Origin of the sequence: Exiguobacterium artemiae (assembly GCF_033342815.1) — a bacterium.
GTDB lineage: Bacteria > Bacillota > Bacilli > Exiguobacteriales > Exiguobacteriaceae > Exiguobacterium_A > Exiguobacterium_A artemiae_A.
In genome coordinates this window covers 15583-35968 of record NZ_JAWPEN010000001.1, presented here as the reverse complement: position 1 = coordinate 35968, position 20386 = coordinate 15583, and the positions used below count along the sequence as shown (strand labels likewise).

24 protein-coding genes are annotated in these 20386 nt (G+C 45.2%); 17 read left to right on the top strand and 7 right to left on the bottom strand.

Annotated elements, in window-relative coordinates; all coding sequences use genetic code 11:
- Positions 1–132 precede the first annotated feature (132 nt).
- Positions 133–906: an enoyl-ACP reductase FabI gene (fabI, locus tag R7V76_RS00200; protein WP_012370908.1), complete on the top strand. Its 774-nt coding sequence runs from the start codon at positions 133–135 to the stop codon at positions 904–906.
- A gap of 133 nt (positions 907–1039) precedes the next feature.
- Positions 1040–1243: a hypothetical protein gene (locus R7V76_RS00195; protein ID WP_114595378.1), complete on the top strand. Its 204-nt coding sequence runs from the start codon at positions 1040–1042 to the stop codon at positions 1241–1243.
- A 2-nt stretch (positions 1244–1245) separates the two neighbouring features.
- On the opposite strand, the gene R7V76_RS00190 is transcribed toward R7V76_RS00195, so the two are convergent.
- Positions 1246–1758, bottom strand: coding sequence for a YjcG family protein (locus R7V76_RS00190; RefSeq protein ID WP_318090680.1), 513 nt, complete (start codon positions 1756–1758; stop codon positions 1246–1248).
- Between the two features lie 145 nt (positions 1759–1903).
- Here R7V76_RS00190 and R7V76_RS00185 point away from each other — a divergent pair, with 145 nt between their 5' ends.
- The 3 genes from R7V76_RS00185 to R7V76_RS00175 are packed head-to-tail and all read left to right on the top strand — an operon-like array spanning position 1904 to position 3565.
- Entirely contained in the window at positions 1904–2449 is a 546-nt protein-coding gene (locus tag R7V76_RS00185; RefSeq protein ID WP_318090678.1) for a phosphatidylglycerophosphatase A family protein, read from the top strand.
- Positions 2449–3084 carry a phosphatase PAP2 family protein gene (locus R7V76_RS00180; RefSeq protein WP_318090676.1) on the top strand — a complete coding sequence of 212 codons (636 nt, stop codon included), beginning with the start codon at positions 2449–2451 and terminating at the stop codon, positions 3082–3084. Before R7V76_RS00185 ends, R7V76_RS00180 begins: the two co-directional genes overlap by 1 nt.
- Positions 3071–3565: a hypothetical protein gene (locus tag R7V76_RS00175; protein ID WP_318090674.1), complete on the top strand. Its 495-nt coding sequence runs from the start codon at positions 3071–3073 to the stop codon at positions 3563–3565. The genes R7V76_RS00180 and R7V76_RS00175 overlap by 14 nt, the downstream gene beginning before the upstream one ends.
- Before the next feature lie 181 nt (positions 3566–3746).
- Here R7V76_RS00175 and R7V76_RS00170 read toward each other — a convergent pair whose 3' ends face one another.
- The 4 genes from R7V76_RS00170 to R7V76_RS00155 all read right to left on the bottom strand — a co-directional run bounded on the left by R7V76_RS00170 (position 3747) and on the right by R7V76_RS00155 (position 7483).
- Positions 3747–4619: a DegV family protein gene (locus R7V76_RS00170; RefSeq protein WP_318090672.1), complete on the bottom strand. Its 873-nt coding sequence runs from the start codon at positions 4617–4619 to the stop codon at positions 3747–3749.
- A 63-nt stretch (positions 4620–4682) separates the two neighbouring features.
- Positions 4683–6005 carry a branched-chain amino acid transport system II carrier protein gene (brnQ, locus tag R7V76_RS00165; protein ID WP_318090670.1) on the bottom strand — a complete coding sequence of 441 codons (1323 nt, stop codon included), beginning with the start codon at positions 6003–6005 and terminating at the stop codon, positions 4683–4685.
- Positions 6006–6207: 202 nt separating this feature from the next.
- Positions 6208–6501 (bottom strand): hypothetical protein, encoded by a 294-nt coding sequence (locus R7V76_RS00160; protein WP_012370900.1) that lies wholly within the window; start codon positions 6499–6501, stop codon positions 6208–6210.
- 250 nt (positions 6502–6751) lie between these two features.
- Positions 6752–7483: a hypothetical protein gene (locus tag R7V76_RS00155; protein ID WP_318090668.1), complete on the bottom strand. Its 732-nt coding sequence runs from the start codon at positions 7481–7483 to the stop codon at positions 6752–6754.
- Between the two features lie 121 nt (positions 7484–7604).
- Between R7V76_RS00155 and R7V76_RS00150 the strand changes: the two genes are divergently transcribed.
- The 7 genes from R7V76_RS00150 (at position 7605) to R7V76_RS00120 (ending at position 13492) form a co-directional block, all read left to right on the top strand.
- Positions 7605–8162: a GNAT family N-acetyltransferase gene (locus R7V76_RS00150; RefSeq protein WP_012370898.1), complete on the top strand. Its 558-nt coding sequence runs from the start codon at positions 7605–7607 to the stop codon at positions 8160–8162.
- A gap of 8 nt (positions 8163–8170) precedes the next feature.
- Positions 8171–8896: an alpha/beta fold hydrolase gene (locus R7V76_RS00145; protein WP_318090665.1), complete on the top strand. Its 726-nt coding sequence runs from the start codon at positions 8171–8173 to the stop codon at positions 8894–8896.
- A gap of 133 nt (positions 8897–9029) precedes the next feature.
- A complete protein-coding gene (locus R7V76_RS00140) occupies positions 9030–10121 on the top strand; it encodes a virulence factor (RefSeq protein WP_318090663.1) in 1092 nt (363 codons plus the stop codon).
- 357 nt (positions 10122–10478) lie between these two features.
- Complete coding sequence (locus R7V76_RS00135; protein ID WP_012370895.1) at positions 10479–10691, top strand: hypothetical protein; 213 nt, start codon at positions 10479–10481, stop codon at positions 10689–10691.
- A gap of 91 nt (positions 10692–10782) precedes the next feature.
- A complete protein-coding gene (locus R7V76_RS00130) occupies positions 10783–11247 on the top strand; it encodes a BsuPI-related putative proteinase inhibitor (protein WP_318090660.1) in 465 nt (154 codons plus the stop codon).
- 38 nt (positions 11248–11285) lie between these two features.
- Positions 11286–12101, top strand: coding sequence for an ammonia-dependent NAD(+) synthetase (nadE, locus tag R7V76_RS00125; RefSeq protein WP_290827108.1), 816 nt, complete (start codon positions 11286–11288; stop codon positions 12099–12101).
- Positions 12102–12211: 110 nt separating this feature from the next.
- Positions 12212–13492: a protoporphyrinogen/coproporphyrinogen oxidase gene (locus R7V76_RS00120; protein WP_318090656.1), complete on the top strand. Its 1281-nt coding sequence runs from the start codon at positions 12212–12214 to the stop codon at positions 13490–13492.
- A gap of 9 nt (positions 13493–13501) precedes the next feature.
- On the opposite strand, the gene R7V76_RS00115 is transcribed toward R7V76_RS00120, so the two are convergent.
- Complete coding sequence (locus R7V76_RS00115) at positions 13502–13894, bottom strand: disulfide bond formation protein B (RefSeq protein WP_318090654.1); 393 nt, start codon at positions 13892–13894, stop codon at positions 13502–13504.
- Positions 13895–13959: 65 nt separating this feature from the next.
- Here R7V76_RS00115 and R7V76_RS00110 point away from each other — a divergent pair, with 65 nt between their 5' ends.
- The 5 genes from R7V76_RS00110 (at position 13960) to R7V76_RS00090 (ending at position 19537) form a co-directional block, all read left to right on the top strand.
- Complete coding sequence (locus R7V76_RS00110) at positions 13960–14850, top strand: LysR family transcriptional regulator (protein WP_012370890.1); 891 nt, start codon at positions 13960–13962, stop codon at positions 14848–14850.
- Positions 14834–15946: an N-acetyldiaminopimelate deacetylase gene (locus R7V76_RS00105; protein WP_318090652.1), complete on the top strand. Its 1113-nt coding sequence runs from the start codon at positions 14834–14836 to the stop codon at positions 15944–15946. Before R7V76_RS00110 ends, R7V76_RS00105 begins: the two co-directional genes overlap by 17 nt.
- 222 nt (positions 15947–16168) lie before the next feature.
- A complete protein-coding gene (locus R7V76_RS00100) occupies positions 16169–17557 on the top strand; it encodes a cytochrome ubiquinol oxidase subunit I (protein WP_318090650.1) in 1389 nt (462 codons plus the stop codon).
- A 12-nt stretch (positions 17558–17569) separates the two neighbouring features.
- Positions 17570–18592, top strand: coding sequence for a cytochrome d ubiquinol oxidase subunit II (locus R7V76_RS00095; RefSeq protein WP_290827101.1), 1023 nt, complete (start codon positions 17570–17572; stop codon positions 18590–18592).
- A gap of 276 nt (positions 18593–18868) precedes the next feature.
- The gene (locus tag R7V76_RS00090) at positions 18869–19537 is read left to right on the top strand and encodes a potassium channel family protein (RefSeq protein WP_026827892.1); all 669 of its coding nucleotides are present in this window, start codon (positions 18869–18871) and stop codon (positions 19535–19537) included.
- Positions 19538–19580: 43 nt separating this feature from the next.
- On the opposite strand, the gene R7V76_RS00085 is transcribed toward R7V76_RS00090, so the two are convergent.
- Positions 19581–20357, bottom strand: coding sequence for a Cof-type HAD-IIB family hydrolase (locus tag R7V76_RS00085; protein WP_318090643.1), 777 nt, complete (start codon positions 20355–20357; stop codon positions 19581–19583).
- Positions 20358–20386: the final 29 nt, after the last annotated feature.

The window sequence follows — 20386 nt, the reverse complement described above, 5'->3', positions numbered from 1 at the left end:
TTCTGTCTCTTTCTATATTACCGTAATTTATCAAAATCGCAATATCAAGAGCGATGGTTGACAGAAGCGTTACGTTTTTGTAACCTAGACATAGGTGTTATTACCAGGTACTAATTTAAGGGGGAACTCATAATGAATATTTATCCTTCGCTTGAGGGGAAGACGTATGTTGTAATGGGTGTCATCAATCAACGGTCAATCGCATGGGGAATCGCACGTGCTCTTGATGCAGCAGGTGCAAGTCTTGCCTTTACGTATGTCGGAGAACGTTTTAAGGCACCACTCGAAAAGTTAGGTCAAGAGTTGTCGCGACCGGCTACTTACTATACATGTGACGTGACGAGTGATGCTGAAATCGAACAGGTATTTGAAACGATTCATGCCGATCACGGGAAGATTTCAGGAATTGCCCACTCGATTGCTTTTGCCGATAAAGAAGCCTTGCGCGGTGAATTTTCGGGTGTGACACGTGAACAGTTTGCACAAGCACTCGATATCTCGGCATACAGCTTGACAGCTGTCGTGAAAGCAGCAAAAGATTTCTTCACGGAAGATGCCTCTGTTATCACATTGACGTATCTTGGTGGCGAAAAGATGGTTCCGAACTACAACGTGATGGGCGTCGCAAAAGCGGCACTTGATGCAAGTGTCCGTTACTTAGCAGCAGAATACGGAAAGCAGGGCGTTCGCGTCAATGCGATTTCAGCCGGTCCGGTTCGGACGGTTTCTGCAAAAGGTGTCGGCGATTTCAATTCGATTCTTGAAAGTATCGAAGAGCGGGCGCCTCTTCACCGTAATGTCACGACAGAACAAATTGGTCAAAGCGGATTATTCCTCTTGTCCCAGATGTCGAGTGGTGTCACGGGTGAGATTCTGCACGTCGACAGCGGATTCCATATCTTATAATATAATAAGATTTTTGGTTCATTCCGAACTAACTTGTACAGCTAAAACCAGGGGAAACCTTGGTTTTTTGTTTTTCTTAAAGGGATTTTGGGAATAACAGAATAACGAGCTGAACTTTAGGGAGGGACATTCTATGTACCAAGTAGATTTTACGGTAGTCCAATATGTCAATCGACAGGTAAGGGTCGATTTGGAGCGGAAAACAGAACCCGTCGCCCGCATCAATCCAATCAAACGTGTTGAGCCGCATCATGCCGAGCTGGAAGAACAAGCAAATGCTTATGGGGTTTTGCCAGAACTAAAACTTCCCGGTCGCAAGTTCGACCGGGAAGTTTGATGTTATTTACCTGTAAATCGGAACGTTTCGTACACACTCCATGAACCGTTTTCGAGTTCATACAGCAGAGCCATCTTGGTGACATCTTCTTGGAAACGAATATCTTCCATCTTCAATCGTTCGAGAACGTCGAATAATTCGACATCGGATAAATCTTGGCCGATTGTGATGTGAGGTAAGAAATCATACTTGGGTGTATGACTCAGATCACCCGTGTGCAAGGCTCGATGTAATTGTTCTAATTCATCCGTTGGCATGACTTTTAAAAACAAGACATTATTTGTCGGATGGAAAGACCGAGCGCCTTGGATATGAAGTGAAACGGGTTTCGTTTGCTCTGCTACCTGATTGAGAGCAGCTACGATGGAATCAAGTTCGGTATCATCGACACTGATCCGTTCTCGCATCGTAATGTGTGGTGTAATCAACGCATACTTGGAATCGTACCGTTTGCGGTATGAATTCGCAAAATCCTGAATTCGTTTCGATGGAAACAAAACTACCCCGATGTTCATCGAAAATCCCCTACTTTCCCCTGAAATGATAACGCTTTACAGGATAATCATGACGGATTATCGGCGTGATGTCAAAGAAGTTTGAGGGGAGAGTAGCAATCCGTGTATACTTGTGAAGAACTTTGTCAGAGAGGTGGATTTTGTCATGAAAGAAAAAGCACATTCTAAAGAAGTAAAACAAGCAGCAATTGATAAGTTGCATGAGCGGGGCGTCACGATTCACGCGATTGCTGAAATCGTGTATCAAATGCAAGCACCATACACGATTGAACTGACGCTCGAAACATGTACGAGTTCTGTAGAGCGCGTGCTCGAAAAACGGGAATTGCAGCATGCGATTCTTGTTGGGGCAGAACTCGATATTTTAGCCGAAAAAGGATTATTATCGGAACCGCTTTTATCCATCATTCGGAGTGATGAAGGATTGTTTGGCGTCGACGAGACAATTGCAATTGGAGCTGTCAATACGTACGGCTCGATTGCCGTCACGACGTTTGGTTATTTAGATAAGGCCAAGGTCGGAATTATTAAAGAACTTGATACGAAGGTTGATGACGGACGGGTCAATACCTTCATGGATGACATCGTTGCCGCAATTGCTGCCAATGCGTCCGGACGTCTTGCACACCGGTTACGTGATAAAGAAGACTATTCGGCAGAAGAGCTCGAGCAACGGAAAGGAACGTACTGATGAAATTAAACCGAAAAGCGTTAACCGTTTCAGGCATTGCGTTCATCATTTTTCTCGGGATTGCGATCTCGATCCGATTGACGGGATATTTTTTATTTGACGCACAACTGTCAAACCGTATGTCGAAACAAGTACCGGCTGACTATGTCAGTTGGTTCACACAATTAGGATCGGGAGTAGGTGCTGTGACGGTAACTGTTCTGTTGACCGCCATTAGTTATTACCTGTGGCGTGATCGGGTGGGGAGTATTTGGTACCTGATAAACTTTTTGGCAGTGGCTGTTCTCAATCAAGTCGCTAAAGCGTTTTTTGTCCGGGACCGACCGTCACTCAATGAGTTAGTCGGCGGAGTCGGCTACAGTTTTCCGAGCGGTCATTCTTCAATGGCTTTCGCGGTATACGGTGGTTTTTTCATTCTGAGTTGGCGATTTTTAAACCGGGCCGGGAAAGTCATTTTAGGAATCTTTCTTAGTCTGTTGATCTTGGCTATGGGATCGTCCCGTATTATCTTAAACGTCCATTACTTCTCGGATGTAGTCGGTGGTTTTTGTTTTGCGGCCTTCATCCTCTGTCTGTCCTATGCCTTCATTTCACCGCGACGTAAGCAAAAGGAGACGCGTCATGTTACTACTTGATATCGATCACAGTCTGCTTTTTGATGAAGCCACGATGAAAAAGATTGCCGTTCCTACTTTATTGGTAGAACGAGTGGGGGAAGAAAAACGGTTTATGACGATGCGGACGCATTTACGATTAAAACGTCTGGTCGAAAAAAACGGCTTGATTCCATTTACGAGTCGCACGTTTGAGGCATTCCGGCAGTTGGAGTTGTTTCAAATCGATGCAAAGCCGAAATGGGCGATTCTCGAGAGCGGTAGGATTTTACTGAAGGACGGCAAACCGGATAAACGTTATGAAAACTGGTTGCGTCAATACGACGAAGAGGCTTCGCTTGAAACGGTACTCCGTTACCTGGAGGAAGTGGAGCAGTTGAGTTGGACGGTATATCCAGCGGAAGCGTGGACGGAACGGATCCATCGTCCGCATCAGACGATTCGGCGGGAAGAAGACGAAGCAAAGATGCTGGATGATGTCTTGAAGCAGATGGAATTCTAATCTTAAATAACATTTACCGAATGAGGACACTTGATAAAAGGTCCCATTCGGTTTTTTTGTCCGGTTTTGTTATGTGGATTATAAAAAAAGATGATTCCGATATCGTATCGGAATCATCCCAAAGCCGCCTGATCAGCGGAACTATTATAATGATAGGGTCTCCAATAGAAGATGTCGTCAATCATCGATTAACCGTCAAATCATCGAACCAGTACACACCGACTGTTTCCGACCCGGCATGTGTCAGGATGGATGGGCCAAATTGTGTAATCTCGATTGAAATCTGCGGCAATTTCGTCTGCAACAGATCACGTAATTGTTCGGCGGAAGACCGCGCGAGTGTATGACCGATGTAGAGGGTCTGATTGTATAATCCGAACTGTTCGATTTTAGCAGCAATCTCGGATGACATTTCCTGAAAAGCTTTTTTGATGGAACGCACTTTCTTAAACGGAACGAGTTTACCGACCTCATCGAACTTAACAATCGGTTTAATGTTCAGCATGTTGGCAAGCAAAAACTGACTGCTCGAGACACGGCCACTTCGACGCATCGTCTCCATATTGCCGATAATCAGATAAAAATGAGAGTGGTGTTTGAACTGTTCCAAGACCTGCATGACTTCTTCCGGCTGCTTCCCGGCTTGCGCCATTTCAATCGAAAGACGTAACATATTTTGTTGGTTGGCAGCCCCGGTATAGGAGTCGATGGCATATAATTTAAAGCCGACAGCATCTGCAGCAGCGACAGAGCTGGCATAAGTACCGCTCAATCCGCTTGTGATGTGAACAGCATACGCATAATCATAACCTTCTGCCTGTAAACGTTCGTAAAGTTCAACCAACTCACCAAACGAAGGCTGTGAAGTCGTCGGGATGACAGAAGAGCTTTCACGCATTTTTTGATCCAGTTGTTCAATCGACAAGTCAGTATATTCCCGGTAAGACTCTCCGTTGATGATGATGACTGTTGGTACGACATGGACTCCGAGTTTTTCAGCTTCCCCGGGTGGGAAAAAAGCCATACTATCGGTAATCCAAGCAATCTTATCCATTAAAGCGACGCCTCCAGTAGAATTTCATTTTTTTAATCATACCATGCGATGAAAGCGGCATCACTAGCCAATCCGTTTTTCAGGAATAGAATCAGAAGAATCGTGTCTAATCGATGAACTGATGAAGAATATAATCAAAGCAGGCAGAAGCCAGGCCAGGCTTTTGTCGGATAACGGTAAGGCAGAATATACAGTAACTACCGGATCCGGCAAAACTTTTAACGTGTTTAGAGCAGTTAATAACGAGAACAGGGCAGTAATCGATAAAGTGGCTCTGTACACAAACGACGGTTTTTTAAGCAATGAACGGATAAAGGTCAAACCAATCAATACGATGACAATAGGATAAAGGAACATTAAAACAGGTACCGCAATTGCCAGTAATGCATCAAGTCCGACAATGGAAATCAAGAAACCTAGAACGATTGTGATTGTACCCGTGAGCGGAAGCGTGAGACGTGTCGAAAGCGACATCATATATTCTGAAAAAGCTGTGACAAGACCGACGGATGTCGTTAAACAAGCTAGCAAAATAGCAACTCCCAAAATCATCAAACCAATCGTGCCAAAAGTACTTTCGGCGTATTGTTGTAATAAGGAAGGACCGTCGACCATTCCGACTGCTCCAAAGCTGTTTCGACCAATGAAACCAAGTCCGGTATAAACTAACGTCAATGATAATGCAGCAATCAATCCGGCTTGAGTCACGGTCTTCAATTGGACTTTTCGACTTTTTAAACCGCGAGCATGTAGCGTATGCAGAACGATGACGCCAAATACAAGGGCGCCGAGAGCATCGAGCGTCAAGTATCCTTGAAGAAATCCTTGGATGAATGCATCTGTAAAACCATTGTACGAGGAATGAGGAGGTTGAACGGTCGATAATGGCTTTAAGATACTGCTAATACTCAGTGTCGCGAGTGCCAAAAGTAACAACGGGGTGATAAAACGACCAATGATATCAAGAAGTTTACCCGGTTTGAGAACAAGGTATAACGTGACTAAAAAGAAAAGAGAAGAAGAAATCAGTAGTGTCGCTTGACTAGGTCCATTCAAGAAAGGGACGACACCCAGTTCGTATGTGACGACGGAAGTCCGCGGAATTCCGAAAAAAGGGCCAATGGCGACATATAAGGCAAACGTCAATAGAGCTCCGACGAATTTTGGAAGTGGATTAGCAAGCGTGCTAATGCCCCCGCCGACCCATGCGACAGCGATTAATCCCGTCAGAGGTAACCCAACGCCGGTAACGATGAAGCCGAGCATTGCAGGGAAGAATTCTGTTCCAGCCAGAGCACCAAGTTCAGGAGGGAAAATCAAATTACCCGCACCAAAGAACAATGCGAAAATCATAAAACCTAAAGCAAATACGTCTTTTTTACTCATAATATATCTTACCTCCTGTTTTTTTTACGTTATTCACTATATCATCGGATGCGAGATGATGAAAGAATTTTTAGAAAATTCATTTGTTTTCAAGGTTTATTTTTTGATTTTAACAAAAAAATCTCACGCTCCGGTTAGAAAATCTCTAACCGGAGCGTGAGCAACATGTTGCAGTAATGATGAAATTAAGGAGTAAATGGTTTTAGCTAGACGCCATGAAGCGACTCTTTTTTTGTCGTCTTAATTTATGGAGGAGCCAAGCGTGAACGACTTCGCACGATTGACGAGGGAGGGTCAGTTCCACGAGCGGTTCTTGTTGCTGACCACGGATAATAAATAATCCTGTTTCTTCGTCAATAGGTGAGATAGTCATTGAGCTCGCTTCATTCAATGATACTTTCAGTTCGCCTGTTGTCGCATCCTTCAATTTCAGGATGTTTCCGTTCGTTGCAAACTTGGTGAATGAACCGATACCGTTCACTTTTAACTGATCCATGCTAAATTCCTCCTTCGGTTGATACAGACTTAATTAAATCATCAGAAAATCAGTTCCAACTTCTAACTTCTAAAAGGTTAATCTCATTATAACGAAGTCTGGACCAGATACCAGTCTTAATTTATGTGAAAATTCCAACAAATCAGTAACGGTATTGTCATATAGAGGATTATGTAAAAAACGAGCAAAAACAGCGGTTTGAAAAATATGAAAAAACTATCCTGTTATCAAGTCATAAATAGGAATGGGATCATCGTAACTCCAAACTCCAGCTTTTTTTGCGGTGGATCAACTCGCCACGCAAGACGATGGATTCTTTTTTTGTTTCCAGATCTTCTTTCAGGACATGCATGTCTTCGTATCGGCCGGCGATATAAAGCGGAATAGTCGTTTGACGTGTGAACATGGATTGCCGTGTATGCGCAAAATCAATTAAGATCCCTTCTTGCAGTAATTGACGAAGATTAATGATGATTTCAGCTGTAAGCGGTGAGGAAGTCGGAACACGGAGTTCCCGACGGACTTTTTGTTGCATTAATGTCGATAGGACTTGTTCAACACTTGACCAGTCTTTTAAATAGACGGTAGCTTGTGTGCCGTCATGCTCACTGAAATAAGCCCACTCGTTATCGACGGACGTAATGAAAGGACTCGGCATGCCGCGTTTCATATGCATTAAAAATAAAAGCTCTGCGATTTCGACATCGGTCAGGACATCGAGGGAATGGGAGGAACGTATATCGACGGCATTCAGCGGGAAACGTTCGACATCGCTCGATTGTACGAATTGCTCCACTTCATGGGCCTCGACATAATGAAAGGCGGTCCGGGAAGAATGTTTGACGGTTTTAAAAGCAGCTCCGGAGACGAGCAGAGCACTTTTAGAGCCAATCGACGTGATAAAGTCTGCAAAAGTGACGCCGGACATCGTCAAACGGTTATTTTCGGCATCTTCATACAAATAAAGCAGGGAATTGGACATTGAAAAGCGACTTCCTTTCGTATCAGAACGTGAATAAGTTCAATAGTAGCAAAACTTCTCAGCAGCGAAAAGGGTATTTCCTTCTGAAAACGGGCATAATATAGAAAAGAGGTGATTGGGTATGTGGGGGTTGAGAAAACCATTCCCGGAACTAAAAACAGAACGGTTCATCCTGAGAGAATTGGAAAACAAAGATGCACGGGATTTATTCAAGATTCTGTCGGATGACGAGGTCATGTATTATTACGGCTCTGATCCGCTGGTCACGGTGTATGAAGCCAAAAATGTCATCAGTTATTTTAAAGAACAGTTTACTCAAGGAAAAGCGATCCGGTGGGCGATTGCCGATCAACAAACGAATCAATTGATTGGAACGATTGGATTTCATAATTGGTTGACCCAGTATCACCGGGCGGAAATCGGATTTGAAGTCAGCCAGGACTATTGGCAACAGGGTGTGGCTTCGGAAGCAGCACGAGCGGTCCTGACACACGGATTTGAAGATTTTGCTTTGCACCGGATCAGTGCTTTGGTTGCACCTGAAAACATTGCCTCCAATGCCTTGGTTCAAAAACTCGGTTTTCAGGCGGAAGGATTACTTGAAGACTATGCTTACAGTCATGGACGATTCATGGATTTAACGATATACCGAATGCTTGCATCGGAATGGAAAGGATGACTAGTTGAATGTCAAAACAACCACTTGTTTTATTACACGGTTTTGCTGGAGGAACAGATTATTTTAGTCGGGTTGAAGCGAGACTGCGCTTGTCATTTGATGTACTCGTACTTGCTTTACCGGGGCATGAAGGACAATCGGTCGGTCCTGATACAATTGAAGGATTTGCTTCATGGGTGATGGATGATCTGGAACGAAGAGGTATCGAACGGCCTATTTTGATCGGTCATTCATTCGGAGGTTACATCGTCTCATCGATTGTCGAAACGTATTCGGAAAAAATCAGCGGATTTGGACTTGTCTATTCAACCGCTAAAGCAGATACAGACGACGCTAAACAAAAAAGAAATCAAAATATCAGCCGGGTTCAGGAAATCGGTGTGCGGGAATTCGTTGACGGATTAGTGCCCGGGTTGTTTGCAGAAGGAACAGATGCGATGATTGTCTCAGAAGCAAAGGAAATCGGCTACATGATGACGGTCGAAGGAGCCATTCGGGCGCTGACAGCGATGCGTGACCGAAGAGATTTGACACCGGTCTTAAGCCGGACGAGCGTTCCGGGAGTGATTATCCATGGTGAGAAGGATCCGTTAATTTCAGAAGACAGTGCGTTTGCACCTCAAAACGAGCAGATCATCAAGCGATCGACGGACAGCAGCCACATGGGTATGCTCGAGACACCTGATGCATTTTGTGAGATTCTAGAAGAAGTTTTCTCGGAAGAACATGCGTAAACGCAGTCTTGCCGATAAGCGTTCACCGCGTGGTGGGCGCTTTCTTGCTTCTTTTCGAAAGGATTTGAAAACAAAAGCGTATGCGTTGCATTTTGAAACGAATTTCTGAATGATAAAAGGGGGAGGGATTAAGATGAAGATTATAGCCATTGAACCAACACCAAGTCCGAACAACATGAAGGTCATCGTCGATGAAACGTTCTCGGAGAAGGGGCAAACGTTTGAACATGCATTCGGTGCACCGGACCACGTCGCAAAATTACTGGAGATTCCAGGCATTAAATCAGTGTATCAAGTCAGTGATTTTTTAGCTGTCGAACGGTTTCCGAAATATGATTGGCGAATGCTAGTCATCGAGATTCGCCGGTCGTTTGGTGAAATACTCAGTGATGTCGAACGACATGAAACGGATGAGGCATTTGAGCCTGTTCATCTGTTTATTCAATTTATTTTAGGCGTACCGATGCAGCTAAAGGGAGTTAAAGGGTTAGAAGAAAAACGTCACGGGTTACCCGACCGGTTCCGGGAAGCCGCACTATTCGTTCAGCCTTATGTCAAAAATGTCATCAGTGACCGCCGGTGGGTTGAACAGGCCCCGCGTTACGGTGATTTGGATGAAAGTTTGGCGGAAGTGGCCCAAGAAATTGAAGTCGCATATCCATCAGAGCGGATTGACCGTTTAAAAACCATCGCTTCTGGAGAAGAAGTGACATTTGACGGACAAGCGTTAACTTCGTCCGATTGGAAACAGCGTTTTGCAGCGCTTGACGAACTGCCAATCGAACTGGACTGGGTTCCGGCCTATACGAAGATGCTTCAGGATGAAAAGATGCAAATCAGAAGACAAGCCGTCGTCAAACTTGGCATGTTCGAAGAAAATCGTTTGGAACTATTGGACTATATTACGAATGCCTTGCACGATCCTTCAAGCAGTGTCCGGCGAACCGCCGGAGATACGATTTCCGACTGGGCCTTGCCGGAGGCAGAAGTAATGATGATGGAAGCTTTAACGGATAAAAATAAACTGGTCCGTTGGCGTGCGGCACGCTTTTTATTTGATGTCGGAACGGAACAATCGATTCCACGCCTAAAAGAAGCCGTGCAAGATAAGGAATATGAAGTCGCGCTTCAGGCGGAACTCGCACTGGCACGGATTGAAAGTGGGGAAGAAGCACTAGGTACGGTTTGGCAACAAATGAATCGAATGTCAGGTGAAAGTTCATAAGAACCTCAAATAAACGGTGTGTGAAGAACCATTCGACAAAATAACAAGTAAGATGTCTAGGTATATTTTCCCTTCTAACTAAGAGATATGGGAAAAAATGAATATTATTTTGTAATGGTTTTGAAATGGAATTGAAATGTGTTGATAAAACGCCATTTTAAAGATGTATACAGCAACTATCTCGATGTTCCAAAAAATGGTTGTATTTTTTGGAATAAAGTTTTGACACGAAATGTCGAACGAGAATTTTCCGGTGTTTTTTCTGTTTTGATAAAGTGAAATCACAATAACTGATTCGAATTCAAACAGCTATTTTGGTTTGACTGACATCTGACATAACAAAGGAGATTCGGGGATATGATACTTTTTGCTGAAACAGACTTAGCGGTAGGGTACAAAGAACGCACAGCTTCAGGAGTGTTCGTGACGATTGAGACAGTGGACAGCCGGACGATTACACTCGTGGCACCTGCAACGGCAACGGATGCCATTTGCGATGAATTGTTTGTGACGGGGATCGAACAATTATTTTCTCCATCAAAAATGACAGCAACGATTCCGGTTGCTTAATTTATGAATCGAAGAGGCAGGATGAGGGCGAACCTTATCGTGCCTCTTTTTTGTGCTAAAATTGTTAAGTGAGAAGAGAGGGGGCGTTGTTTTGAAATGGATTATACGGATATCGTGTGTATGTGCCCTGACGTTGATTTTGGCCGGGTGTAACCAGCAGCAGGCAAAGGAGAAGTCAGTGACACAAAACGATACGGTACAACCGATTGAAATCAAGGTGTCCGGCAAACAGTTCGAATCCAATAAGGTTTTGGCTGTCGTGGAATTAAAGAATCCGAATGAGCAAGCATTGACTCTGACATTCCCGACATCCCAACGGTTTGAATTGAAAATCAAGGATGCGGATCAAAAAGTACTGTATACTTTTTCGCAAGAGCAGGTATTTACGCAAGCCATCGAACAAGAACGGTTTAAAGGACTGGAGACCAAACGGTACGAAGTAAAAGTCGAGCTTCCGGCTTCCAGTCATCCGACCCGGATTGAAGCGATGACCATCCGACAGGTGAAGGATCAATCGACATCCATCACGAAAGCGGAAAGTGAGCTTTTGAACTAAGGAAGACATGATGAAAAATGAAGGAGTGTGACGTTTTCATGCAACAGGAAATCATTCAAGTGACCGGAGTTAAACCAGTCATTGATGCTGAAGAAGAGATTAAGCAACGCGTTCAATTCTTAAAAGAGTATCTTGTGCATACAGGAGCAAAAGGACTTGTTCTCGGAATCTCGGGAGGACAAGATTCTTCGTTAGCCGGTCGTCTTTGTCAAATCGCGGTTGAGGAGTTACGCAGTGAGACGAATCGCGATTATCAATTCTACGCTGTGCGATTACCGTATGGTCAACAACAAGATGAGTCGGATGCGCAACTGGCCCTGTCCTTCATCCGTCCGGATCATGCGTTACGAGTGGATATCAAGCCAGCCGTCGCTGCTTCCATGGCTTCTTTTGAACAAGCGACAGGAGACGTCTTGTCTGATTTTAGTAAAGGAAATACAAAAGCGCGGGAACGGATGAAAGTACAGTATGATATAGCGGCCCATTACGGCTGTCTCGTCGTCGGAACCGATCATGCAGCTGAATTCGTGACCGGGTTTTATACGAAACACGGGGACGGAGCTTGTGATTTGACGCCATTGACCGGTTTGAACAAGCGACAGGGAAAACAACTGTTACGTCAATTACAGGCACCTGAAGGACTGATTGAAAAGGTACCGACAGCTGATCTAGAAGATAATCAGCCGGGGTTGCCGGACGAACAGGCACTCGGCATGACGTACAATGAAATTGATGACTACTTGGAGGGGAAAACCATCTCCGCTGAAAGTCAGGAGAAACTCGAAGCTCAGTATAAACGGGTTGGCCATAAACACCATATGCCGGTTTCACCCCTGGATACGTGGTGGAAATAAGGAATGACATGCGGACGACAGCTGAAAGAGCTGTCGTTTTTTTCGTCTGAAAAGCGGGAAAAGAGTTAAAACAAACCATTGAATAAGAGAGGCGGACTGGAGGGAACAGAATGGAATCGATAGCAGTCGTCGGTGGTGGACTGGCAGGGTTATCCGTTGCTGCCTTGCTTGCGAAACAAGGGAAACAGGTACAACTGTATGATGCCGCGATGTTAGGCGGCAGAGCGACCTCGCAACGTATTAAAGGTTATACGTTCAATTACGGGGCGCATGCGATATACGGGCGTGATCAGTCCGTCTTAAAGACGATCATAAAAAATCTAAAATTAGAGATTACCTGGCTAGACTTTTCTTCGGCAAAAGCAAAATACGAATTTTCCGGTCATTTAACGGCTGCTCCGGCCAATGCAATTGGTCTCTTAAAAACAGAAGTGATAGGCGGAACGGATAAACTTCGTTTTACATGGGAAGTCGTGAAAACCGTTCTCCGGCTTGAAACAGGGGAGCCGGAGTTGTCAATTGGTCAATGGTTGATACGGGAAAAAACGGAGGAAGATGTGTCCCGTCTGATGCTTGATCTGGCCTCCAGCAATTTTTTTACGACCGAACCGGAAAATATTCCGTCAGTCGTCTATTTTGACTATTACCGTAAACTTTTTCGGACACGAAAACCGGTTTCTTATATCGCCGGAGGATGGCAAGTTTTAATTGATGAACTGGAACGAGTCATCCAAGAACAAGGCGGAACCATCCATCGGAAAACTAAAATCACGGCGATTGAAGAACATGAACAAGGATATCAGTTACGTGACCGGAAAAAGACGGAATGGATTGTGAACCGGGTTGTCTTGGCGCTTCCACCCCGGGACATGCGGAAACTGGCATTGCCGGCATCCGTTCAATCCTTCATCGAACCTTTTGCGCAGTACGAACCGGTGGAAGTTCTTGTATACGACGTCGGGATCAGTCCATATCTCAAAACACCGTTTTCATATGTGTACGACCGTACGCATCAACTGTTCGTAACGGATTTATCCCATTACGATCCGAGTATCGCGCCGAAAGACGGTCAAGTCTTGCAGGTTGTTGCTTACCTTGCCCACAGAGAAGTCGGAAATCCGGATTATCTGGCGGAAAAGGTCCAACACATTCACCGGCTCCTTGATCAACATTATCCAACATGGCAGGAACGTCTGGTCGTCGAACGGACAATGAAACGGGCAATCGTTCAAGAAATCAAATGGAAGATGGGACAAAGCGGCTTACCTAATTTTATGCAGGACGGACCAAAGGAGACGATGGCGTTTGTCGGGGATTGGTGTGAAGGGGAAGGGCAGTTATCGGAGTTATCCTTCTCGAGCGCGTTGAACGTGGCAGCGACTTGGAAATAAAAAAAACGCTCATCGAGCGTTTTTTTGTGTTGGATAGAAAGCAAGGATGACCAATAAAGTGAACGCAATCAAACTCATCATCGGAATCGTCAGGAAGCCAAAATAATTAACCCATTTGATGAGACAACCGTTCGTACAGAGCGCTTCTCCGTCCGGTAATCGTTCGAGTACGACGTGGTAGGCCGCAACTGCGAACCCAAGTAATGTATACAAGCGAAGGAAAAATCCGTCGACCGGGCGATTGCGGAACAAGGATACGAGCAGATAGATGGCGGTCGTATACATGAACAGACGTTGCCACCAACATAATGGACAAGGAATGAACCCCCGGACCTCACTGAAATACAGACTGCCTAAAGTAGCGACCGTTGAGACGATCAACATAAAATGATACCGTGACATATGTACCTTCCTCTCTAACGTGTTAAACTAATGCCATCTTATATCATGAGGAGTCGAATCATACATTGCAAGTGTCGGAAATGGAAATGTTGATTACGTTGTCAGAAGAATTGAACATGAGACGGGCAGCCGAACGTCTTTTTGTATCGCAGCCTGCCCTCAGCCAACGTTTGGTCGCAATCGAGCGGCGTTGGGCAACAAAGCTGTTCATTCGTTCATCCCGTGGGCTGAGTATTACTCCGCAAGGCGAAAAAGTCATCGGTCTCGCCAAGGAGATGAACCGGAAAGAACTGGAGCTTAAAAGTGAATTGACGGCAGAAGAAGGAGCCGTTTACGGGACACTTCGGATTGCCGTCGCGTCCATTATGGGACAATACTGGCTTCCCCGTGTTCTGAAACGATTTGTCGAACGGTATCCGCACGTCCGTGTCCAATTGGTCACAGGCTGGTCGAGTGAAATGATGCGTCATATGCTGGAAGAGCATTTTCACATCGGTATCATCCGCGGAAATCCCGATTGGAAAGGTGTGAAGGAACGGCTGTTTTCTGATCCGTTGTATTTAGTCGACAGTGAATTGACGTCGCTGGAGCAACTCCGGAAGACGGAACGTCCGTTTATCCAGTTCAAGAGCGATTCGACCTATTATCAGGAAATTTTAGAATGGTGGCAGGATCGCTTTTCGAGTCCGCCGGCCCGAACGCTCGTCGTCGATCAGATTGAAACGTGTAAACAGATGGCACTTCACGGGATTGGTTTTGCCATCTTGCCGGAATCGACGATCCATGAAGCGAGTGAAGTGATGCAGATTCCGCTCAAAACGTCATCCGGTAAAATTTTAAAGCGGGACACGTGGATTCTCTCAACGGAGTCGATGCTTGAATTAAAACAAGTCCAAGCGTTTTGGGACATTGTCAAAGAAGAAGGAGGAAGTCAGTCAGATGGAATACGCAATTGAAATGCGCCGAGAACTTCATAAAATACCGGAACCTGGTTTTAAGGAGTTTAAAACGCAAGCATTTATCCTTGATCAAATCCGGTCATATCCGGAAGATCGGGTCAGTTACGATACATTCGAAACAGGAGTATTTGTCCGTGTGAAAGGACTAACCGGGAATCGGACGATTGGATACCGGGCGGATATCGACGGATTACCGATTGAAGAAGCAACGGGGCTGCCATTTTGTTCCGAGCATCCGGGTTTCATGCATGCCTGCGGCCATGATGTGCATGCATCGATTGCCCTCGGTCTGTTACGCCGAATCGTTGAACTGCCGATCATGGATGATGTCGTTTTCCTCTTCCAACCAGCTGAAGAAGGTCCGGGTGGAGCAGAACCGATGATTAAAAGTCCGTTGTTTGAAAAGTATCGTCCGAGCGAGATGTATGGTCTGCATGTCGCGCCGGAGTATCCGGTCGGAACGATTGCCAGCCGTCCGGGTGTCTTGTTTGCAAGTGCACGGGAAGTTCATATCACGATTTATGGACAGAGCGGTCATGCTGCGTTCCCGCATTTGACGATTGATACAGTCGTTGCGCAGGCAGCGTTAATCATGCAGCTTCAGACGATTGTCAGCCGCTCGATCAATCCCATGAACTGCAGTGTCATTACGATCGGGAAAGTAGATGCGGGAATCCGGGAGAATGTCATTGCCGGTCGGGCGTTACTTGACGGAACGATGCGGGCACTCAACGGAACAGATATGGAAAAGTTAGAGCAACGTGTCCGGGATATCATCCGTGGCATCGAAGCTTCATTCGGCGTCAAAATCGATCTGCAGTTCGGAAATCGCTATTATGAAGTCGTCAACGATCAACGAGTCGTCGATAAATTCTCATCCTTCGTCAAAATGAATGCCAACTACATTGAGTGTGATGCCGCTATGACGGGAGAAGATTTTGGTTTCATGTTAAAAGAAATTCCCGGCATGATGTTTTGGCTCGGGGTGAACAATGCGACATCCGGATTACATCAACCGACCTTGAATCCGGATGAAGAGGCCATCCCCTTCGTAATCAATTTACTGGACCATTATTTCCGCGAATACGTCTAAACAAAATACGTGACAAGCGGCCCTTTATTCATGAAAAAAATGGATAAAGGGCTTTCATTTTATAGAAGAGAACAGTTTTCGAACGTTTTGTGAAATAAATCACGAGTATATGTGAACAATTTGTTACATCAGACATTTAAAACAGACACAAATGATTATGTTCTCTATGATACGGATATAAACAATATATAGAAGTACGTCTAGAAAGAGGGGGCTATACACATGTTCAATGATCCAGTCATGCTCAGTCGATTATTGACAGGGCTCACATTAGCATTCCACATCATCTTTGCGACGATTGGGGTAGGGGTTCCATTGATGGTACTCGCAGCTGAGTACATCGGTATTAAACGAAAAGATTCAGACTATATTCTTCTGGCACGGCGCTGGACGCGCGGTTATATCGTAACGGTAGCGGTAGGTGTCGTAACCGGAACAGCGATTGGATTACAATTGTCGCTCTTATGGCCTTCCTTGATGCAAGTAGCCGGTCAAACAATTGCCTTACCATTATTCATGGAAACTTTCGCCTTCTTCTTTGAAGCGATTTTCCTCGGTATTTATCTCTACACATGGGATCGCTTTAAAAATCCATGGTTGCACTGGTTGATCGGGATTCCCGTCGTCATCGGCGCAACATTATCTGCCTTCTTCATCACGACGGTCAACTCATTCATGAACTCGCCGGAAGGATTCAAAATCGTTAACGGAACGTTGACGCAGATCGAACCGTTGAAAGCGATGTTCAATACGGCGACACCAACGAAAGCAACGCACGTCATCGTATCTGCTTACTTGACGGTTGCCTTCATCTTGGCGGCAATCGCTGCTTTTCATCTGTTGCGCAAGAAAACTTTGTCGGCAGCAGAAACGGCTTATCACAAAAAAGCACTTCGCTTAACTGTCATGGCCGGTTTAATCTTTGCCTTCTCGACAGCGTTGGTCGGTGACTTCTCCGGGAAATACCTGGCGAAATACCAGCCTGAAAAACTCGCAGCGGCAGAATGGCATTTTGAAACGACAAGTGAAGCCGAATTGATTTTCGGTGGTATTTTGGATGAACAGGCGGACGGCAGCTATGAAATCAAAGGTGCTGTCAAGATTCCGTATGCTTTATCCATTCTCGCAGGGGGAGCGCCGGATACAGAGGTCATCGGTTTGAATGAATTCGCCAAAGAAGATCAGGCACCTCTGTTCGTCCACTATTTCTTCGATATCATGGTATCGATCGGTATGTACCTGGCTGCAATCTCAGCCTTGTTCATCTTGGCATTCCGACTCAAAAAATTGAACCCGTATAACAAATGGTTACTGCGCGGTATTTTCATCGGTGGACCACTTGCCATCATCTCGATCGAAGCAGGATGGATGTATGCGGAAATCGGACGTCAGCCTTGGACGCTCTATGGTATTATGAGAACGGCTGATGCAGCAACGACTTCGACGGCCGTCGGACCGATGTTGATTTTATTCAGTTTACTTTATCTGTTGCTCGGAACGATTTGTACAGTCGTCTTGCTCCGGATGTTTAAAAATAATCCAGTCGGCAAAGAACTCGCGGATGATCATCACACACGTGGTGAAGCGATGTTTGCGGACGACAACAAATAAGGAGGGAACGAGTTGGACATTCAAACACTTGGAATAACCGTACTTTGGACGTTCCTTTATGGATATCTCATCGTTGCCTCAATTGACTTCGGTGCCGGTTTTTACGCGTTTTATTCAAAATATACGAAACGGGATCATCTGACGAACCGTTTGATTCTCCGTTATCTTTCTCCGGTCTGGGAAGTGACGAACGTCTTCTTCGTCTTCTTCTTCGTCGGACTTGTCGGATTCTTCCCGGATACGGCCTATTATTACGGAACGGCTTTACTTGTTCCGGCTTCGATCGTATTAGTATTGATTGCAATTCGCGGTAGCTTTTACGCATTTGCCAACTACGGTTCGAACGACAGCATGTTCTATACGTTCTTATATGGAGCGACAGGACTGCTGATTCCGGCAGCGATGTCGACGACACTGACAATCAGTCAGGGCGGTTTCATCCGGAAAACAAATGAGACCGTCGAATTCCTCGGGACGAAGCTGTTCACGAACTTTTATTCTTGGACGGTCGTTGCGCTCGCCATCGTCTCGGTTCTTTATATCAGCGCGATGTTCCTGTTGTTCTATGCGGATAAAGCAAAGGACGAGAATGCAACACCATTGATTCGGAAATGGGCGCTGTTCTGGAGTGTCCCGACAATTGTGGTCTGTGCATTAGTCTTCTTCGGACTAAAAAATCAGGCGGCATGGCATTATGAAAATATTTTAAACGGCAACTGGTGGTGGTTCGCAGCAAGTTTCCTATTCTTCTGCGTCGCTGTCACACTTGTTTACTTGAAGAAAAACTACGGGATTGCTTTCATTGCCGTGATGGCGCAATACGGTGTTGCCTGGTTCGGATACGGATACACACACCTTCCGTACATTCTTTATCCGTACATCGATATCAATAAAGCGGTCGTTAACGAAACGATGGCTACGGCACTTGTCGTCGTCTTCATTTTTGGACTGATGTTATTGATTCCTGCACTGTATTTGATCTTACGGTTGTTCCTGTTTGACAACGATTATGTCAGCGGGAAAAAAGCAAAGTAAGCAGAACGTCTATCACGTAATCAAAGAAAAGGGTGGCAGATTCAATTCTGCCGCCCTTTTCTCGTTTAATGTAGAACTCACGCGCTCGCACGACTCCTATAGGAAGGGCGTGAAAAATCAAATGATTTCTTTTGGAGTCGGCCCTTTTTTTGATCGGATTTGTCAGTCGTTTTAAGGTGGGGAGAACCGGAAACTGCATTGTAAAAGCGTTCATAGTAATTTAGAAGTGAATCGGGTACACTACTACTGAAGCAGAAATGTGAAGGAGAGTTGAACATGAATGGAGAGTTTGCAGTAATCGGTTTAGGGCGTTTCGGGGGATCGATTGTTCGAGAGTTGTCGAAAAACGGGTATGATGTTTTGGCAATTGATTCGGATGAAGAACGTGTGAATGAATATATGGGGATTGCGACGCATTCCGTCATTGCAGATACGACAGATGAGAACGTTCTAAAGAGTCTCGGAATCCGTAATTTTGATCATGTCATCGTTGCGATCGGGGAAAACATCCAAGCATCGATTTTGACAACTTTAATTTTAAAAGAACTGGGTGTCCAGTCGATTACGGTCAAGGCGACGAATGATTACCATGAAAAGGTATTGCGTAAAATTGGTGCGGACTTCATCGTCCACCCTGAGCGGGACATGGGGGTCCGGATTGCAAACGGATTGATGAGTTCGAATATTTTAGATTATCTCGATCTATCACAAGAATTCTCGATTGTCGAAATCAAAGTCAGTGACCGGATGGCGAATCAGACGTTGATTGACCTGGATTTACGAAGCAAGTACGGTGCGAACGTCGTGGCCATCAAGCGTGGTGAGACCGTCATGATCTCCTTACAAGCGGATGAATTGATTGAAAAAGGGGATTACCTCGTCGTCATTGGAGAAAACGATGACTTGGACCGCTTGGAGCGGGCCATTCATAAAGTGAAAAATTAATATCAAAAAAGGCTGAGGAATGATTCCTCGGCCTTTTGAGTAGTTAAATAAGTTGAAATTCTTTGAGACCGTGTTCAATGCCGTCTTCGAGAATATGTTTGGTGACAAAATCGGCGGCTGCTTTTGTTTCGGCAAGACCATTGCCCATCGCGATGCCGGTTCCGACATAACGCAACATTTCTAAATCATTTAACGCATCTCCGAAAGCAAACGTATCTTCGCGTCGGATATTGGTCAGCTTCAGAAATTGTTTAATACCGTCCGCTTTGGATGAACCGACATTAATGACGTCCATTGCGTTCGGGTGCCAGCGGATGAAGTCGAAGGCCTGATAGTTCTGAGTGTACTCTGCTTCTTCTTCAGCAGTACAATAGACGAGCGTCTGGAAGACATCATGTGTCGTAAACGCCTGGTCATTAAAAGTCGGTAAAGGAATATCCAGTTCGCCAAGTGACTCTTGGACTAACTGATCCGACGGTTTTGTTGAAAATCCTTGTGTTTCACCTAGATAAACAAGCGTATGACCATTTTTATGGGCCCGCTCTGTCAAATGCTTAAGATCTGCAATCGGTTGCGGACGTCTGTAAATGACCTCATTCTGATGCACGACGATTTGACCATTGTACCCAATGATCGTATCGATATTGAGTAATTCGCGGACACCGGATAACATTGCCGGACCGCGTCCGGTTGCGATAGCTACATAAACACCATTTGCTTGTAATTGTTTGATTGCCTGTTTGGTCGACTCGGGAACAAAATGACCATCGTGAAGTAAGGTTCCATCGATATCGAAAAAGACGACTTTCTGATTTGCCATGGTTTCACCTTCTCTTTTTAATTGGCTGT

Bases quoted from the DNA above. Each gene is read 5' to 3' on its own strand.
- R7V76_RS00090 (WP_026827892.1), top strand. From the start codon at position 18,869: ATGAATGGAGAGTTTGCAGTAATCGGTTTAGGGCGTTTCGGGGGATCG.
- R7V76_RS00140 (WP_318090663.1), top strand. From the start codon at position 9,030: ATGAAGATTATAGCCATTGAACCAACACCAAGTCCGAACAACATGAAG.
- R7V76_RS00175 (WP_318090674.1), top strand. From the start codon at position 3,071: ATGTTACTACTTGATATCGATCACAGTCTGCTTTTTGATGAAGCCACG.
- R7V76_RS00195 (WP_114595378.1), top strand. From the start codon at position 1,040: ATGTACCAAGTAGATTTTACGGTAGTCCAATATGTCAATCGACAGGTA.
- R7V76_RS00150 (WP_012370898.1), top strand. From the start codon at position 7,605: ATGTGGGGGTTGAGAAAACCATTCCCGGAACTAAAAACAGAACGGTTC.
- R7V76_RS00100 (WP_318090650.1), top strand. From the start codon at position 16,169: ATGTTCAATGATCCAGTCATGCTCAGTCGATTATTGACAGGGCTCACA.
- R7V76_RS00085 (WP_318090643.1), bottom strand. From the start codon at position 20,357: ATGGCAAATCAGAAAGTCGTCTTTTTCGATATCGATGGAACCTTACTT.
- R7V76_RS00155 (WP_318090668.1), bottom strand. From the start codon at position 7,483: ATGTCCAATTCCCTGCTTTATTTGTATGAAGATGCCGAAAATAACCGT.
- R7V76_RS00115 (WP_318090654.1), bottom strand. From the start codon at position 13,894: ATGTCACGGTATCATTTTATGTTGATCGTCTCAACGGTCGCTACTTTA.
- nadE (WP_290827108.1), top strand. From the start codon at position 11,286: ATGCAACAGGAAATCATTCAAGTGACCGGAGTTAAACCAGTCATTGAT.
- R7V76_RS00120 (WP_318090656.1), top strand. From the start codon at position 12,212: ATGGAATCGATAGCAGTCGTCGGTGGTGGACTGGCAGGGTTATCCGTT.
- R7V76_RS00185 (WP_318090678.1), top strand. From the start codon at position 1,904: ATGAAAGAAAAAGCACATTCTAAAGAAGTAAAACAAGCAGCAATTGAT.
- fabI (WP_012370908.1), top strand. From the start codon at position 133: ATGAATATTTATCCTTCGCTTGAGGGGAAGACGTATGTTGTAATGGGT.
- R7V76_RS00180 (WP_318090676.1), top strand. From the start codon at position 2,449: ATGAAATTAAACCGAAAAGCGTTAACCGTTTCAGGCATTGCGTTCATC.
- R7V76_RS00170 (WP_318090672.1), bottom strand. From the start codon at position 4,619: ATGGATAAGATTGCTTGGATTACCGATAGTATGGCTTTTTTCCCACCC.
- R7V76_RS00135 (WP_012370895.1), top strand. From the start codon at position 10,479: ATGATACTTTTTGCTGAAACAGACTTAGCGGTAGGGTACAAAGAACGC.
- R7V76_RS00145 (WP_318090665.1), top strand. From the start codon at position 8,171: ATGTCAAAACAACCACTTGTTTTATTACACGGTTTTGCTGGAGGAACA.
- R7V76_RS00190 (WP_318090680.1), bottom strand. From the start codon at position 1,758: ATGAACATCGGGGTAGTTTTGTTTCCATCGAAACGAATTCAGGATTTT.
- brnQ (WP_318090670.1), bottom strand. From the start codon at position 6,005: ATGAGTAAAAAAGACGTATTTGCTTTAGGTTTTATGATTTTCGCATTG.
- R7V76_RS00160 (WP_012370900.1), bottom strand. From the start codon at position 6,501: ATGGATCAGTTAAAAGTGAACGGTATCGGTTCATTCACCAAGTTTGCA.
- R7V76_RS00105 (WP_318090652.1), top strand. From the start codon at position 14,834: ATGGAATACGCAATTGAAATGCGCCGAGAACTTCATAAAATACCGGAA.